General features: G+C 68.0%; 18 protein-coding genes. 7 read left to right on the top strand and 11 right to left on the bottom strand.

The annotated features are described in order from the left end of the window. Positions 1-156: 156 nt before the first annotated feature. The 6 genes from ACOQOP_RS10130 to ACOQOP_RS10155 all read right to left on the bottom strand — a co-directional run bounded on the left by ACOQOP_RS10130 (position 157) and on the right by ACOQOP_RS10155 (position 6,410). Complete coding sequence (locus ACOQOP_RS10130; RefSeq protein WP_420566212.1) at positions 157-1,674, bottom strand: sensor histidine kinase; 1,518 nt, start codon at positions 1,672-1,674, stop codon at positions 157-159. 7 nt (positions 1,675-1,681) lie between these two features. Further along, positions 1,682-2,476 (bottom strand): response regulator transcription factor, encoded by a 795-nt coding sequence (locus tag ACOQOP_RS10135; RefSeq protein ID WP_420566213.1) that lies wholly within the window; start codon positions 2,474-2,476, stop codon positions 1,682-1,684. Between the two features lie 606 nt (positions 2,477-3,082). Then, positions 3,083-3,331, bottom strand: coding sequence for a hypothetical protein (locus tag ACOQOP_RS10140; protein WP_420566214.1), 249 nt, complete (start codon positions 3,329-3,331; stop codon positions 3,083-3,085). A 180-nt stretch (positions 3,332-3,511) separates the two neighbouring features. After that, positions 3,512-4,456: an OmpA family protein gene (locus ACOQOP_RS10145; RefSeq protein WP_420566215.1), complete on the bottom strand. Its 945-nt coding sequence runs from the start codon at positions 4,454-4,456 to the stop codon at positions 3,512-3,514. A gap of 60 nt (positions 4,457-4,516) precedes the next feature. Beyond that, complete coding sequence (locus ACOQOP_RS10150; protein ID WP_420566216.1) at positions 4,517-4,723, bottom strand: DUF3185 family protein; 207 nt, start codon at positions 4,721-4,723, stop codon at positions 4,517-4,519. A 289-nt stretch (positions 4,724-5,012) separates the two neighbouring features. Next, positions 5,013-6,410 carry an L-serine ammonia-lyase gene (locus ACOQOP_RS10155; protein ID WP_420566217.1) on the bottom strand — a complete coding sequence of 466 codons (1,398 nt, stop codon included), beginning with the start codon at positions 6,408-6,410 and terminating at the stop codon, positions 5,013-5,015. A gap of 176 nt (positions 6,411-6,586) precedes the next feature. On the opposite strand from ACOQOP_RS10155, the gene ACOQOP_RS10160 reads away from it, so the two are divergent. From ACOQOP_RS10160 to phnX, 6 genes are all read left to right on the top strand, one after another. After that, positions 6,587-7,255 (top strand): haloacid dehalogenase type II, encoded by a 669-nt coding sequence (locus ACOQOP_RS10160; RefSeq protein WP_420566218.1) that lies wholly within the window; start codon positions 6,587-6,589, stop codon positions 7,253-7,255. A 3-nt stretch (positions 7,256-7,258) separates the two neighbouring features. Continuing rightward, positions 7,259-7,951, top strand: a complete 693-nt coding sequence (locus ACOQOP_RS10165) for a GntR family transcriptional regulator (RefSeq protein ID WP_420566219.1) — start codon at positions 7,259-7,261, stop codon at positions 7,949-7,951. Further along, positions 7,948-8,787, top strand: coding sequence for a GNAT family N-acetyltransferase (locus ACOQOP_RS10170; RefSeq protein WP_420566220.1), 840 nt, complete (start codon positions 7,948-7,950; stop codon positions 8,785-8,787). The genes ACOQOP_RS10165 and ACOQOP_RS10170 overlap by 4 nt, the downstream gene beginning before the upstream one ends. 11 nt (positions 8,788-8,798) lie before the next feature. Further along, positions 8,799-9,962 (top strand): NAD(P)/FAD-dependent oxidoreductase, encoded by a 1,164-nt coding sequence (locus ACOQOP_RS10175; RefSeq protein WP_420566221.1) that lies wholly within the window; start codon positions 8,799-8,801, stop codon positions 9,960-9,962. Between the two features lie 94 nt (positions 9,963-10,056). Further along, the gene (locus ACOQOP_RS10180; protein ID WP_420566222.1) at positions 10,057-11,187 is read left to right on the top strand and encodes a TIGR03364 family FAD-dependent oxidoreductase; all 1,131 of its coding nucleotides are present in this window, start codon (positions 10,057-10,059) and stop codon (positions 11,185-11,187) included. Next, positions 11,184-11,975, top strand: a complete 792-nt coding sequence (phnX, locus tag ACOQOP_RS10185; RefSeq protein ID WP_420566223.1) for a phosphonoacetaldehyde hydrolase — start codon at positions 11,184-11,186, stop codon at positions 11,973-11,975. Before ACOQOP_RS10180 ends, phnX begins: the two co-directional genes overlap by 4 nt. Here the strand turns inward: phnX and ACOQOP_RS10190 are convergent. The 4 genes from ACOQOP_RS10190 to ACOQOP_RS10205 form a co-directional block, all read right to left on the bottom strand. Then, positions 11,960-12,919, bottom strand: a complete 960-nt coding sequence (locus ACOQOP_RS10190) for a phosphoribosylaminoimidazolesuccinocarboxamide synthase (RefSeq protein ID WP_420566224.1) — start codon at positions 12,917-12,919, stop codon at positions 11,960-11,962. The genes phnX and ACOQOP_RS10190 overlap by 16 nt on opposite strands. Positions 12,920-13,011: 92 nt before the next feature. Then, positions 13,012-13,659, bottom strand: coding sequence for a glutathione S-transferase family protein (locus tag ACOQOP_RS10195; RefSeq protein ID WP_420566225.1), 648 nt, complete (start codon positions 13,657-13,659; stop codon positions 13,012-13,014). A gap of 4 nt (positions 13,660-13,663) precedes the next feature. Continuing rightward, positions 13,664-14,545: an N-carbamoylputrescine amidase gene (gene aguB / locus ACOQOP_RS10200; protein ID WP_420566226.1), complete on the bottom strand. Its 882-nt coding sequence runs from the start codon at positions 14,543-14,545 to the stop codon at positions 13,664-13,666. A gap of 1 nt (position 14,546) precedes the next feature. Then, a complete protein-coding gene (locus tag ACOQOP_RS10205; RefSeq protein WP_420566227.1) occupies positions 14,547-14,726 on the bottom strand; it encodes a hypothetical protein in 180 nt (59 codons plus the stop codon). Positions 14,727-14,819: 93 nt separating this feature from the next. On the opposite strand from ACOQOP_RS10205, the gene ACOQOP_RS10210 reads away from it, so the two are divergent. After that, on the top strand, positions 14,820-15,293 hold the full coding sequence (locus tag ACOQOP_RS10210; RefSeq protein WP_420566228.1) for a GNAT family N-acetyltransferase: 474 nt from the start codon (positions 14,820-14,822) through the stop codon (positions 15,291-15,293). A 145-nt stretch (positions 15,294-15,438) separates the two neighbouring features. Here the strand turns inward: ACOQOP_RS10210 and ACOQOP_RS10215 are convergent, their stop codons facing one another. Beyond that, positions 15,439-16,329 (bottom strand): alpha/beta fold hydrolase, encoded by an 891-nt coding sequence (locus ACOQOP_RS10215; protein ID WP_420566229.1) that lies wholly within the window; start codon positions 16,327-16,329, stop codon positions 15,439-15,441. Between the last annotated feature and the right edge of the window lie 40 nt (positions 16,330-16,369).

The raw sequence follows: 16,369 nt of genomic DNA on the forward strand, positions 1-16,369 counted from the left end.
CTCGGCGCTGTCATGGCACCGACCCCGTCGGACCGGTTCCACTCCCCAGGTGCAGGGCCCGCCGAAACGAGCCCTGCAGGGGAGTGGGGCAATGACGCGGCGTTTTTGTTGGCCGCTGACAATATGACCCTAACCCACACGATGTTATTCCGCGGGTCAGGATTTTTCCGCGATGGGCAGGGAGATGGTCACCTCGAGGCCGCAGGGCTCGGCGTTGCGGGCGGAGACCGAGCCGTTCAGCGCCTCGATGTTGCGGCTGACGATCCACATGCCGAGGCCGAAGTGACCGCCGCCGCCCTCGTCCACGGCCGAGGCCGGGCGCTTGGTGAAGCCCTTGTCGAACAGCCGGCCAAGCACCTCCTCCGACGCGCCGGGCCCGACATCGCGCACCACGATCCGCACATCGCCGCCGATCCGGTGGAGCCGGACGGACACCGTGGCGCCCTTGGGCGAGAAGCCGACCGCGTTCTCGATCACGTTCTCGAACACCGCCTCCAGCATCTCGTCGCTGCCGAGGACCACGGCCTCGGCGGTGATCTCGGCGTGGAGGTGGATACCCCGCGCCTCGCAGGGCCCCTCGAAATCGGCGCAGAGGTCGCGCAGCAGGACGTCGATCCGGACCGGATCGCGCGGCGGCGAGGCTAGCAGGGCGGCGGCCTCGGTGGTGCGCTGACCGGCGACGATCAGACTGCTGAGCCGCTGACGCGACTGGTCGATGATGCCGAGCATCCGGTGCGCCCGCGCATTGTCCGGCGGCACGGCGCGGCGCAGCGCCTCCAGCGACTGGGCGATGGTGCCGATTGGCGTCTTCAGGGCGTGCACCTGCTCCTCCGCCGAGGCACGGATATCGACCGCCACGTCATGCAGCCGCTGGACCATGGCGTCGAACTCGCCGGCGACCCCATCCAGCTCCGGCACCTTGTTGAGCCGTCGGAACGAGCGGCCGGCCCCTCCGGCGCTGGCGATCCGCCGGGCATGCCGCTCGAAGCGTCGCAACGCGCCGCGCACATCCAGCAGCACAACGATGAGGATGGAGGCCATCGCCACATAGATCACCACCGCGGCGATGACCTCGGGACGCTGCCAGTAGGGTTCGATCAGCGAGGCGGCGACCTCGTCCTCCAGGGCCAGGGACGCGATCAGCGCCCAGCAGCCCTGGGCGGTGCGGATCGGCGTGATCGAGACCAGCAGCTCGCGTCCGCCATCGGGAACCGGGGTGACCCGGCTCAGTTCCAGCATGCCGGAACAGGAGGACCAGACATCGCTCAGCAACCCGGTCTCGCGGAACAGCCGGCGTTCCACCTCGAGCTGTTGCGAGGTGGAGGGCGGCGTCGTGGCGACATAGAAGAAGTCGGCAACGTTCTCATCGCCGGCCGGGCTGAAGAGAAGGCGCAGCCGCATGCCCGGCGTTTCGAACAGGTGCAGCTTCGCCGGCACATCGGCGAAGACGTCGGCCTCGGGCCGGCCCACATCGTCGGCCAGCGCCTGGGCGATGGCCGCGCCGTGGCTGCGCACGCTTTCCAGCATGAAGGCCCGGCGCTCCTGATCGGCCATCTGGAACCGGCCATAGAGCACCGCCGGCACCACCAGAAACAGGATGAGCACCACCACAAGCTTGGCGGCGATGGAGCGGCTGTAACGAGAGAACACCGATGTGGGGGCGCCCTGACTCACCGGCCGCCTATTCCGGCTCACGCCAGCGATAGCCGAAGCCAGGGTAGTTCTCTATCTGCTCGAAGGACTCGTCCATGTCCTTGAACTTCTGGCGTATCCGCTTCACGAAGCTGCGCACATTGGCCCGATAGCCGTCGCCGCCGGTCCCGACGAAGAAGTTCTCGCCATGCACCAGGTTGTAGAGGTCGCGGTACTTGATGTCTCGGCCCGGCTTGGAGGCAAGCTCATCGACCAGCTGATACTCGGTCAGGGTGAGCGGCACCTGTTGGTCGTTCCAGAACGCCCGGCCGGCCTTGCGGTCCAGGGTGAGCGCGCCGACCACGATGCGGTCGCTGTCGCCGGCTCCCGCGGTGTCCTCGCCCTCGCCCGAGTTGTTCCGGCCACGCACGCCGGACAGGATGATCTGCACCCGGCGCAGGACGATGGAGAAGCTGCGCGACTTGTCGACGAAATCGACCGCCCCCGTCGCCAGCGCCGACTCCTCGAAGATCTGGTCGGTCAGGCTGGTCAGGATGATGGCCGGCAGGTTGAGGCTCGCCGCGTTCATCGCCTTCAGGGTGTCGAGGCCCGACATGCCCGGCATCTTCCAGTCGAGGATCACCAGATCGAAATTCGCGTCCTCCGACAGACGGCGCATGGCCGCCTCACCCGACTCGGCCGTCTCGGTCTCGATCCCGTTATCCTCGAGATTGATGGCCAGGGTCTCGAGGATCAGGGCATCGTCATCGACGATCAGGACGCGCGCGGGAGGTCCAGGAGGCATTACGAAGCACGTGTCCTCGAAGCTAACTTCGTTAAGCATGCCGTGCGCTCCTCTTCTGCGAGGGACGACGGCAGGAACTTATGCCCGAGGACGGCGTATTGCGAGGCGGAGATCTGCGGGAAGAGATAGAGCTCCACCGAGCATCCTCCTTCGCGATAGATCCAGACCTCGCCCGGAGGCTGGTCGCGGACCTCGTCGGCCGGTCCGAGGACGGACAAGAGCCTCGGCCGGTCGGCGCCGGACAGCGCGTCCATATCGACCGGTGGCCGTGGGAGGGATGCGGATGGGATTCCGGAACCGGACTGATCCCCGCTGCCCGATGCGGTCGAGCCGCCGCCTGCACCGGACGACCGCCGCGGCACGGCGGGACGGGGTTCGGGAACCGGCGCGCGCAAGCCAGGTCCCTCGGCAGGCTTGGCCATCGGCTGAACGCCGATGGCCGCTTCCTGACGACCGGACGTTCCGGCGCAGGCAGCCAGCGATAGGACACAAGCGGTAGCAATGAACAGGCGCATCGATGAGACATCGCCTCACCGCCCGTTTCTGTCAATCCTCTCAACATGGCACTCTCAATCATCCGGAGATATGCGGGGACGGGTCCGACCGACCCCCGGGACGGGACGTCCCGGGCCGGCGCGGCCAAGGTCACGGATTGACCTTGACCTCGTTCTCGCTGGTGAAGGCGCCGATCGCCGCACCGGCCGCACCGCCGATCAGGCCGCCGGCGAGCCAGCTGCCGCCGGTCAGCGCGCCGGCCGCGGCACCCACACCGGCACCGAGCGCACCGCCGGAAAGAGTTCTCTGCTCGCGATTGTCGAGGTTGGAACAGCCGCCAAGAAGAACACCGGCGACGAGGACTGCAGATATGGTTTTGACAACTTGATGGATAGACATTTCAGCTACTCCTACGGTCGACGATGTAGCTGATCTATTTCAGAAAACAGGCGCTTTCAAGCGACGCACAGCGTTGTCACAGCTTGCCACAGAAAAGACACGAAGGACGATTTGCGGGGCACAAAAAAGGACCCCAGCCGTGGGGCTGGGGTCCCAAGTCGATAGCCTTTGAAGACTGTCTCAGTTGGTGGTGACGGTGGTCACCCGGGAGGTCTCGGTCACCGCACCCTGGGCGATGATCTCGACGCGGCGGTTCAGCTGCTCGCGGACGCCGTCGCCGGTCTGCACGGCGGGCTGCTCCTCACCCTCGGCGGCGATCTCGAGGTCCTCGATGTCGCCGGTGGTCATGCCCTGGCGGTCCAGCTCGGCACGCACGTTGGCGGCGCGGCGGGCGGACAGGTCCTTGTTGTACTCGTTCGAGCCCGAGGTGTCGGTGTGGCCGGTGATGAACAGGGTGATGCCCTTCAGCTTCTTCATCTCGACCACGAAGGCGTCGATCTTGGCCTGCGCGTCCGGGGTGATGGTGTCCTTGTCGAAATCGAAGTAGACGATCTCGCGTGCAACCTCGGCATAGGTCTGCGTCACATCCGTGGTGGCAACCTTCGGCTCCATGGCGGCCTTCAGGTTGTTCAGCGCGGCCATGAAGGTGTCACGGCAGGCCGCGATGTGCGTCGGCTGGTGACCCTCTTCCTGCTGCTCGACCCAGCAGTCGTACTTCGCCTGGGCGATGGCGGCCTCGGACGGGGCCATCTCGCGGCCGCCGGCATCCAGCAGACCGACCAGCTCGCTGCGGGCCGACTTCAGCTCGGCCATCTTCGCCGGGTCCTCGATGCCCCAGTTCTCCGGGTCATACGGCAGCGGCGTGTTGCCGTTCTGCGCCATCACGCCCTTTGTCGCGTGGTTCTCGGCATCGAACCAGTCGTACATCTCGTCGGCCTCGAAGAGGGCGATCTCCTTGTACTCCTTCACCAGTTCCTGGTTGAAGTTGCCGCCGGCCGGCTGGGCCATGCGCATGGCATGGACGTTCGGGAAGAGAACGCCGTCATTGGCCTGGGCAGCGGTGGAGCCGACGGACATCAGCGTCACCAGAGCGATCGGCACGGCATACATCACGGATTTACGCATTACGGTTCTCCTTCGTTCTTTCTGAAGTCTCGGGCAGAAGTTTCGAGTACGGATCCCGGATCACGAGCGCGCCCGAAGCGCCACAAGCGACCCGATCACCAGTGCGGCGGCCCCGCCGACGATCTGCAGAATCGTCCGGTCCGAATACTGCCCCGTGAGCTCGTGCCTCAGCTCGGCGAGCGGAGCGTCAGTCGCGCTCACCCCGAGAGCCAGAAGCACGCCACCGACCACGGCGACGGCAAGTCCTCCAACACGTGTCGAAAACATCTAGTTCTCCCAATCGATCTGGCGACCGGACAAACCCCTCGCCACTTGGTTTCGACATAGGCAGGACGGAAAACATGATCCGATTATTCCGTGAACGTTTTTCGAGTTTTGTCGGATCACGTTGTCTGATCCCCGCCGCGTGAATGAAACGCAAGACGAGCGCAACGGTTCCAAATTTTTGCATACTCCGCAGAGTAGGTGCCGCCGGCCGGCGGAAAGCCGCGGAGATCCAGCGAGTCGAAGGCCTTAACGTCCCGGCCCTTCGATCATCCGGGTCCGAGCGGGTCGGTCAGCACTCCGGCAGGTTGACCGCAATGCCGCCGGTGGATGTTTCCTTATACTTGAGGCTCATGTCCCGGCCGGTCTCCAGCATCACCCGCACGCAGTTGTCGAGCGGCATGAAGTGCTGGCCGTCGCCGCGCAGCGCCAGGCTGGCCGAGGACACCGCCTTGATCGCCCCCAGCGCGTTGCGCTCGATGCAGGGCACCTGGACCAGGCCGCCGGCCGGATCGCAGGTCATGCCGAGATGGTGCTCCAGGGCGATCTCGGCCGCGTTCTCCACCTGGGCGTTGGTGCCGCCCAGGGCCGCGCACAGCCCGGCCGCCGCCATGGCCGAGGCGGAGCCGACCTCCCCCTGGCAGCCGACTTCCGCCCCCGAGATCGACGCATTGTGCTTGATCAGCCCGCCGATGGCTGCCGCCACCAGCAGGATGTCGCGCTGCCCCGCCCGGCTCGCGCCGATGCAGTGGTCCCGGTAATAGCGCAGGACCGCCGGAACGACCCCAGCCGCCCCGTTGGTCGGCGAGGTGACGACCCGTCCACCGGCGGCGTTCTCCTCGTTCACCGCCATGGCATAGACGCTCATCCAGTCGTTCACCGCATGGGGCTGAACCCGGTTCAGCCCGCGCTCGGCCAGCAGCGCGTCGTGGATCGTCTTGGCCCGGCGCCGGACCTTCAACCCGCCCGGCAGGATCCCGGTCTGGGACAGGCCGCGATCGATGCAGCCATCCATGGCGTCCAGCACCCGATCGAGGGCGGCATCCAACCCGTCTCCATGGGCGACCGCCTCGTTGGCGCGTTTCATCTCGGCAATGGTGAGCCCGGCGGCCTCCCCCATGGTCAGCATCTCGGCCGCCGAGCCGAAGGGATATGGATAGCCCAACCCCTCCTTCTCCGCCGCAAGCCCTTCCGGCTCGCCCGCCTGCTGCTCGGCCAGCTCCGCCGCGGTGACCACGAAGCCGCCGCCGACAGAATAATAGGTCTCCGACAGAACCGGCGCGCCCGCCGCATCCAAGGCCTCGATCACCAGGCCGTTGGCATGGCCGGGCAGCGGGTCGCCATAGTCGAAGACGAGATCGGCCTCGGGGTCAAAGGCGACCGCGCCGAGGCCCGGCACCGCGATCCGGCCGCTGTCCCGCACGCCGGCTACCAGGCTGTCCGCCCGGTCTGGATCCAGGGTCTCCGGCCGGAAGCCGAGCAGGCCGAGCACCACCGCCCGGTTCGTCGCATGGCCCCTGCCGGTGAAGGCGAGCGAGCCGTGCAGGGTGACGCGCAGGCGCGCGGGGGTCGCGGTGCGCGCCTCCCGCAGCGCCGCGAGGAACCGGGACGCCGCGAGCATCGGCCCCATCGTATGGGAGGAGGACGGGCCGACGCCGATCTTGAAGATGTCGAACACCGACAGAAACATCACCCCTCCCCCCGACCCGCCGGTTGCGCATTCAAGCATAGACCGGCGGTGTGATGGAGATGCGGTGTTTGCGCCGGTTCGCCGCCTGTTTCCGTCATCGCAGGGGGCGGCATTCAAGATTGTTGACAATCCTACAATCTGAAGAGATGGTGCGCCATCACCATCGAGGCGCACCCATGTCCCTGTCCCAGATCCGATACATCACCTTCGACTGCTACGGCACGCTGACGAACTTCCGCGTCGGCGACGTCACCCGGGAGCGGCTCGCCGACCGGGTGGAGGCCGGTGCCATGGAGGCCTTCCTGGCGGATTTCAGCGCTTACCGCTTCGACGAGGTGCTGGGCGACTGGAAACCCTATCCCGACGTGCTGCACCGCTCGTTGGAGCGCACCTGCCGGCGCTGGGGCGTGACGTTCAGAGCCGAGGACGCCCAGGCCATCGTCGACGCGATCCCGAGCTGGGGTCCCCATGCGGATGTGCCCGCCGGCCTCGCCCGGGCGGCGGAGAAGCTGCCGCTGGTGGTGCTGTCGAACGCTTCGGACAATCAGATCCAGTCGAATGTCGACAAGCTCGGCGCGCCGTTCCACGCGGTCCTCACCGCCGAACAGGCCCAGTCCTACAAGCCGCGCTTCCAGGCCTTCGAATACATGTTCGACACGCTGGGCTGCGGGCCGGAGCATGTGATGCATGTGTCCTCCAGCCTGCGCTACGACCTGATGACCGCCCATGATCTGCATATCGGCCAGCGGGTCTTCGTCGAACGCGGCCATGGGCCCGGCAACCCGGCCTACGGCTACCGGGCGATCCCCGATATCGGCGGCCTGCCCGGCCTGCTCGGGCTCTGAGCCGTGGCGGCGCCCAGGCCCATCGAGAAGGTGACCCTCTCCGCCCAGGTGGCGGAACGTCTGCGCGGCGACATCCTCGCGGGCGTGCACGGCCCCGGCGAGCAGCTCCACGAGGTTGAACTGGCGCTCAGCCTCGGCATCAGCCGCGGCCCCCTGCGCGAGGCCATGCAGCGGCTGGTGCAGGAAGGGTTGCTCAAGAGCATTCCCCATCGCGGCGTCTTCGTGGTGGACCTCAGCGAGGAGGACATGCTGGACGTGTTCTTCGTGCGCGCCAGCCTGGAGGAGGCCGCCATCCGACGCCTCATCGACAGCGGCGACCGGGCCGCGACCGCCAGGACCCTGACCGTCCTCTCGGAGCGCATGGACCGGGCCATGCGCAGCGGCGATCACGCGAGCGGCGGCGACCTGGACCTGGAGTTTCATCGCACACTGGTGGATGCGGCCGGCAGCCTGCGGCTGTCGCGCACCTATGCCACCGTCCAGGCGGAGACCCGGCTGTGCCTGCACCGGCTGATGGGCGGCTATCGCAGCCGCGACGATCTCGCGGTCGAGCATTTCCGCCTGGCCGAGCTGATCGGCTCCGCCCCCTTGGACAAGATTCTGCCGGAACTGCACCGCCATTTCGGCGACCCCGCCGCCACCCTGCGCCGCCTGCGCGGCGACGCCTCCGCCTCCGCCCAGGGACAGACCCGATGACCGCCTCCCCGCTCCACTACAGCGCCGTCGAGACGGATGATCTCGACGCAGTCACCGATCTGGTGAAGACCCTTGTCTGGCCGCACCGGCGCGAGGACATCGAGCTGTTCATGCGTCTGGGCGCCGGTCATGTGGCAAAGGACGAGGACGGCACCCTGCAGGGCGTGGCCCTGTGGTGGGCGTTCGAGCCGGCCGCCGCCCGGCTCGGCCTGGTCATGGTCAATCCGGATGCCCAGGGCCGCGGGATCGGTCGGCGGCTGGTCGAGCAGGTGCTGGACGATGCCGAGGAGCGGTCGATGATGTTGCTCGCCACCGAGGCGGGCAAACCGCTCTACGACAAGCTCGGCTTCCAGACGGTCGGCGCCTGCCAGCAGTATCAGGGGCCCTATGAGGGCCGGCCGCAGGCGGAGGTCGATATCCGCCCGGCCGTCCCGGACGACATGCCGGCGATCCTGGCGCTGGACAAGGCTGCGTTCGGCGCCGGACGCTTCGCCACCCTGGCGGCCCTGAGCGAGATCGGACGGGTAGCGGTGATCGACGCCGGCGCGGGCATCGCCGGCTACGCGGTCGAGCGCCGCTTCGGGCGCGGCACGGTGGTCGGCCCGATCGTGGCCTCCGGCGACGAGGACGCGATCCGCCTGTTCCGCGCGCTGGCCCTGCCCGGCTTCGTGCGGGTGGACGCCCCGACCGGGTTCGACACGTTCGCCCGGTTCATCCAGGACCAGGGGCTCGCCCCGGCCGGTGCCGCCTCCCCCGTTATGGTGCGCGGGGAGGCCTGGCCGGTGGCGCCGGACGGCCCCAAGGTCATCGCCCTGTCCAGTCACGCGCTAGGTTGAGGAGACCGTCCATGCATAAGGTCATCGTCGTCGGCCGCGGACTGATCGGCAGTGCCGCCGGGCGGCACCTGGCGGGTCTGATGGAGGGCGTGGCCCTGCTCGGCCCGGACGAGCCCGCCGACCGCGCCGCCCATACCGGCGTCTTCGCCAGCCATTACGACGAGGGCCGGATGACCCGCTTCGTCGATCCTGACCCGGTCTGGGCGGTGACGGCCAAGCGGTCCATCGAGCGCTACGCGGAGATCGAGGCGGAAAGCGGCATCCGCTTCTTCACCCCGTCCGGCTATCTCGGCCTCAGCGGCCCCGGTTCCGACTATCTGGAGCGGGCCGAGGCGTCCGGCCGGCCGCTGGGCGCGCGGACCGAGTGGCTCGACGCCCCCGCGATCCGCCAGCGCTTCCCCTTTCTCAACGTCACCGACGACAAGCACGGTCTGCATGAGACCGGCCTGGCCGGCCATATCAGCCCGCGCGCCATGGTCGCGGCCCAATGCGCCGTCGCGACGAAGCGCGGTGCCATGATCATCGCCGAAGAGGCCGCCGCCATCCGGCTGGTCTCCGGCGGGGTGGAGGTGGAGACCGCCGGCGGTGCGGTCCACCGGGCCGAGCGGGTGCTGGTCGCCGCCGGGGCCTTCACCGAGGCCTGGGGGCTGAGCGCGAAGGCGCTGAACCTGCGGGTGTTCGGCCGCACCGTCACCCTGGCCCGGATCGAGGTCGATCTGGTCGGGGAACTGGCGGCCATGCCGACCATGGGCCATGCGGAGAGCGGCGCCTATATCCTGCCGCCGATCCGCTATCCCGACGGGCAGCTCTACCTGAAGATCGGCATCGGCAGCACCGACGACGCCGATCTGCGCAGCCGCGACGACTTCTCCCGCTGGTTCAAGAGCAGCGGGTCGGCCGACAATAGGCGCGACTTCCAGGCCTTCCTCACCGACCTGATCCCAGGCCTCGCTCGTGTCTCCCACTGGCACACGGACACCTGCGCCGTCGCCTGGACGTCGACCGGCTATCCCCATATCGACTGGGTCGAGGACGGCCGAATCGCGGTTGCCGTGGGCGGCAACGGCAAGGGCGCGAAGTCGGCCGACGACTGGGGCTGGCTCGCCGCCCGGCTGGTCGCCGGCGAGGACTGGGACCACCCGGTCTCACGGGACAAGCTCCGCCTGCCTGCATAGCCCTCAGAGCGACACAGAAGGTTCACGAAACCGCCCTTGCCGCTGCCCGTGCGAGGCGATTACATGCCCGGTTTACGTGATCGCGGGCCGCTGCATGAGTTATGACATTGCCATCGTCGGTGCCGGCATCCTCGGCCTCGCCCATGCGCTGGCCGCCGCCCGGCGCGGCAAGCGGGTGGTGGTGATCGAGCGCGACGCCTTCGCCACCGGCGCCTCCATTCGCAATTTCGGCTTCGTGACCGTTACCGGCCAGGAGGCGGGCGACTGCTGGACCCTGGCCCGACGCTCCCGCGATGTCTGGGCCGAGGTCGCGGCCGCGGCGAGGATCCCTGTGCTGCACGAGGGCCTGATCGTCACCGCCCGCCATCCCGAGGCCGAGACGGTGATCGACGCCTTCCTGGCGACCGAGATGGGGGCCGAGTGCCGGCGCCTGTCCCGCGACGACGCCCGCGCCCACTGTCCGGCCCTGCGCCCCGAAGGGGTGAGCGCGGCCCTCTACTCTCCGCACGAGTTGCGGGTGGAGTCCCGGACCGCCATCCCCGCCTTGGCCCGCTGGCTGGGAGAGGTCCATGGCGTGACGTTCCTGTGGTCGACCCTGGTCCATTCGGTAGAGGCACCTGTGCTGGAGACCAGCCGGGGCCGGGTCGAGGCGGAGACCGTGATCGTCTGCCCCGGCGACAATTTCCAGGGCCTGTTCGCCGACCGCATCGCCGCCTATGCCCCGACCCGCTGCAAGCTGCAGATGATGCGCGTGGTGCCGGAGCGACCCGTCACACTCGGCTCAGCGGTGATGTCGGACCACGGCCTCGCCCGCTACCACGGCTATGCCGACCTGCCCGAAGCCGCCCCCCTGAAGGCGCGGCTGGACCGCGAACAGTCGGCCAAGCGGCAGCACGGCATCCACCTGATCGTCGTGCAATCGGAAGACGGTTCCCTGGTGGTCGGCGATACTCACGAATACGGCGAGACCCTCGACCCCTTCGTCTCCGACGCGCTCAACGGTCTGGTGCTGGACGAGTTGGACACGGTGCTCGACCTGGGTGCGCGGCGGGTGAGCGAGACCTGGATCGGGACCTATGCCAGTGCGGCAGACCGCTGGCGGTTCACCGACGCGCCGGACGACGCTACCCGTGTGGTCGTCGTCACGGCCGGCTGCGGCGCCTCGACCGCCTTCGGCATCGGCGAGGAAACCATCAACGACCTGTTCGGGAGCAGCACGGCATGACGACGTTCAAGGCGGTGGTCTTCGACTGGGCCGGCACGACGATCGATTTCGGCTCCTTCGCGCCCATGGGCGTGTTCGTGGAGGCGTTCAAGCGCTTCGGCATAGCGACGACCATCGAGGAGGCGCGCGGCCCGATGGGGGCGCCGAAATGGCACCATATAGACGCCATGATGAAACTCCCGTCGGTCGTCGAGCAGTGGACCGCCAAATATGGGACTGCCCCGCAGAAGACCGACGTGGACAAGGTCTACGAGGTCTTCGTGCCGATGAACGAGGAGGTCGTGGCCGACTACGCCACCCTGGTGCCGGGCACCAAGAACGTGGTCGCCTGGCTGCGCGGCCGGGGCATGAAGATCGGCTCGACCACCGGCTATACCCGCTCGATCATGGAGCGGGTCCTGCCGCTCGCCGCCGAGCAGGGGTATGCGCCGGACAACCTGGTCTGCGCCGACGACCTGCCCGAGGGCCGGCCTGGGCCGCTGATGATGTACAAATGCTTCCTCGACTTGGTGGTCTACCCGCCCAGCGCGGTGATCAAGGTGGACGACACCGAACCGGGCATCGCCGAGGGGGTGGCGGCCGGCTGCATGACCGTCGGCGTGACCCTGTCCGGCAACGCGGTCGGCAGGACGCCGGCGGAGCTGGCGGCGATGTCGGAGGCGGAGATTGCCCCACTGCGCGCTAAAGCGGCCGAGACCCTGACGGCCGCCGGCGCCGACCACGTCATCGACACCATCGCCGACCTTCCCGCCCTGATCGAGCGGCTGGCGGCTCAGGCCGAAAAATAGCCCGACAGGTTCGCCCGGATGCGGTCCAGCGGCGTGGCACCGGTGACGTCCGGCACGAATGTCTGACCGGTGATCGCCTCGAACGCCTCCACATAGACGGCGGCGGTCCGGTCGATCAGCTCCTTCGGGATCTCCGGAATGTCGTCGGTGTAGGGATCGCATCGGGCATCGACCCAGGACCGGATGACATCCTTGTCGAAGGACGGCGGACGGCCTCCTTCCACGAAGGCTTTCTGGTACCCGTCGGCCAGCCAGAAGCGCGAACTGTCCGGTGTGTGGATCTCGTCGGCCAGCACGATCGTCCCGCCCGCGTCTGTGCCGAACTCGTATTTGGTATCCGCCAGGATCAGCCCGCGCTCGGCCGCCATCTCCTGACCGCGCGCGAACAGCGCCAGGGCAATGGACGACACGCTCTCCCACTGGGCCTGCGTGAGAAGCCCCTGGGACAGGATCTCCTCGGCCGTCAACGGCGCGTCGTGGCCGCCATCGAAGGCCTTGGTGGTCGGGGTGATGATCGGGGTCGGCAGCTTCTCGTTGTCGCGGAGCCCCTCGGGGAAGCTGTGACCATAGATCACCCGCTCGCCCTTCTTGTAGCGGGTCAGGACCGAGGTGCTGGTCGTGCCGGCCAGATACCCGCGCACGACGATCTCGACGGGCAGGATATTCAGCCGCTTCGCCACCACCACATTGGGATCGGGATAGTCGAGCACATGGTTGCGGCAGATGTCGGCCGTGTGCTCGAACCAGTAGCGCGCCATCTGGGTGAGCACCTGGCCCTTGAACGGGATCGACGCCAGGATCCGGTCGAACGCGGAGATCCGGTCCGAGGCGATCAGAATCCGCCGCCCATCGGGCAGGTCATAGCAGTCGCGAACCTTCCCGAAATACGGATTGCTGAGCTCAGGAATGCGGGCGTGGTCGAGCACGCGATTGGGCAGGGTCATCGAAGAGGTCCTAGGGTGCACGCACGGTTTGCCCGTCTCGGCTAACACAGTCTGAGCCGGATGTCGCGCGGCCACACGCACATCACCGCTTTCTACGCGCTGTGCTCCCGATAGGCTGCCAGTTGCGCCGCGAAGGCGCGCTGGAAGGCCGGACGGGATTCGCCGCGGTCGATGTAGGCGCCCAGGGTCGAGAAATCCTCCAGCAGGCCCGAGCCGGACAGGCGGCGAAGCACGGCGATCATCATCAGGTCCCCGGCGCTGAACCCGGGCTCCAGCCAGCTTCCCGCGCCAAGGAGCTTCTCTAAAGGCGCCAGCCGGGCGCGGACCCGGTCCTTTACCTGCGGAAGGCGCTCCTGCTGCCAGCTCTTGTCGCGCTCCAGCAAGGTCGCGGTCTGCAGCTCGATGATCGGCGGCTCCACCGTGCTCAGCGCGGCGACCGCCCACATCTTCGCCCGCGCCCGGGCGTCGGCATCCTCGGGCAGCAATCCAGGGTAACGCTCGGCCAGGTGGAGGACGATGGCGCCGGACTCGAAGAGCACCAGACCGTCCTCCTCGAAAACCGGGATCTGCCCGAAGGGCTGCAGGGCCAGATACTCGGGCAGCTTCAGCTCCGGGATGGGCACATACCAGACGTGGTAGGGCAGCTCCAGTTCCTCGAGCGCCCAGCGGACCTGCATGTCCCTGGCCAGCCCCCGCCCCTGATCGGGCGAGCGGTGGAAGGCGGTGATGGTGATCCCCATGCGCTCAGCGCCGCCGGGTACCGTCCGCCGTGGCGATCGCGCCGTAGAGGTCCGGCCGCCGGTCGCGGAACACGCCCCAGCCGAGCCGCCGGGCGCGCACCGCATCCAGGTCGAAGCTCGCGGTGATCACCGCGTCATCGGCGTCCTGGGCATCGGCGACCACCGCACCGGTCTCGTCGGTGATGAAGGAGGTGCCGTAGAAGGTGATCTCCGAGGTCTGGCCGATCTCGCGGCCGACCCGGTTGCTCGCCACCAGCGGTGTCAGGTTGGCGCCCGCATGGCCCTGCATGACCCGGCGCCAGTGGCCGGAACTGTCGATCGGCGGGGCCGGGGGCGGCTCGCTGCCGATGGCGGTCGGGTAGAACAGAAGCTCGGCCCCCTGCAGCGCCATGGCGCGGGCGGATTCCGGGAACCACTGGTCCCAGCAGATCGCGCAGCCGAGGCGTCCATAGGCGGTGTCCCAGACCCGGAAGCCGGTATCGCCGGGGGTGAAGTAGAACTTCTCCTGATAGCCCGGCCCGTCGGGGATATGGGCCTTGCGGTACAGGTCGAGCACCGACCCGTCGGCGTCGATCATCACCAGGCTGTTAAAATGGGCGTTGTGCGCCGCCTCGAAGAAGCTGAAGGGCAGCACCACCGACAGCTCGCGGGCGAGGTCGGCGAAGCGGGCTATCACCGGATTGCCCTCCACCGGCCGGGCCATCCTGAAATAGGCCGGGTCCTGGTCCTTGCAGAAATACGGGGTCTCGAACAGTTCCTGCAGCAGGATGACCTGGGCGCCCTCTCCAGCGGCCCGGCGCACCAGCGCCTCGGCCCGGTCGAGGTTGGCGGCGGCATCGGCGCCGCAGGACATCTGCGTCGCAGCAACAGTGACAGATTGGGTCATTTCAGCGTCCGAAACGCACGACAACCTGGCGGTCGCCGCCACGCGGGATCGGGCCGTTCACCACCGGCTTCTGGCCCAGATACTCGCGCCGCGCGCGGACCACATCCTCGCTGTCGAGCTTCATCAGGTTGATGGCTATGAGGCTGGCGAAGGCCGCCATGATCTTCTCGATGAGCAGCAAGCGACCCTCCCTCGGGCGGTGACAGCAACGTCCCACATGGTAGTCTGCCGCAGCGCACCACGCCAAGTCGAAGCCCTGTACAAAATTGGTCCCATGACAGCCGAAACCGTACGGTCCAAATCTGCAGACCTGCCACCGATCGCTTTCATTCCGGCCACCACCGACGATATCGACCGCCTGGTCGACCTGAAGGTGCTGGTGATGCGCGGCGAGCTGGAGCGCCTGGGCCGCTACACGCCGGAACGGGCGCGCGACAAGTTCGTCGCCAGGTTCAGCCCGGACCGCACCCGTCTGATCGATCTCGACGGCCGCTTCGCCGGTTGCGTGACCTTCACGGACCACGGCGGGCATGTGGAGATCGAGCACCTGTACCTGGCGCCGGAGTGCCACGGCAGCGGCCTCGGCAGCCGGATCATGGGCGTGCTGATGGACGAGGCGCGTGCGCTCGGCAAGCCGATCCGTCTGACGGTGCTGAACGGCAGCCCGGCCAACCGCTTCTACCAGCGCCTGGGTTTTGTGGAGACGGAGCGCGATCCGATCGACATCCAGTACATCTGGACACCTTGAGGCGGCCCGCCCTTTTCCCCCTAAGCACCTCATCGAGCGCGGCCCTTCGACACGTCGCTGCGCTCCTGCTCAGGATGAGGCCCGGGGATGGGAGAAACGAGGTTGGCGAATGAGGCGAGGCAGGCGCGCGTCGGTCTCCCCTCCCCTAAACCGCCGTCTCCTTGGCACGCTCCGGCTCAACCGACGCGACCTTCAATCCGCAGAACCGGTCGACGGCGTCCCAGAGCTGGTCGCGGATCGGGTCGATCTCGCCCAGGATCTCGTGCTCGGCCTCGGGGATCCGGCACCCGACCCCGTGCGGCAGGCGCTGGATCGCCCGCTTGGTCGCCGCGTTGTCGACGATCCGGTCGCGGCCGGCCAGGACGACGAGGATCGGCGTGCGGATCGCCTCGAACCAGCCGGGCCGGTGGGTAAGCTGGATCGAGCGCCAGGCCGCCCGGGCCCAGCCGAAGGTCGGATCCGCCACCGCCAGCTCCGGGTTGTCCGCGATCAGCCGGTGCGCCCGGTCGAAACGGTCCGGGTCGGTGGTCAGCTTGTTGCCCTCGAACTGGCGCCGGCGTGGACCGTAGGGGCTGCCGCCGAAGACATAGCGGCCGGACATGCCGACGGCACAGAACACCGCGAGCAGACCGCCGATCGTGGGGCGCAGTGAGGCCACGCCGATCATCGGAGCGATGGCGATGCAGCGCTTCACCCGCTCCGGATGGCGCCGGCAGTACCAGATCGCCAGGTGACCGCCCATGGAATGGCCGAAGACCGTCAGCGGCCCGACCTTGTCCAGGCCCGCATCGGCGATCACCGCGTCGAGATCGGCCAGGTGCGTATCGAAGCTGTCCACATGTCCCTTGGAGCGGTCCGGCAGGTATCGCGCCGACAGGCCCTGGCCGCGCCAGTCCAGGCAGATCACGCCGAACCCCCGGGCGCGCAGGTCCGCGGCCGTCTCCAGGTGCTTCTCGATGAATTCGGTATAACCGGGCAGAAACACGCACCAGCCGGACGGTCCGGCCGGTCCGAACACGGCGTATCTGAGGTGCATTCCGTCGGGTCTATCCAGCCATCTGGTCTCGCCGCCTGCC

Source organism: Thalassobaculum sp. (assembly GCF_965223715.1).
GTDB lineage: Bacteria > Pseudomonadota > Alphaproteobacteria > Thalassobaculales > Thalassobaculaceae > Thalassobaculum.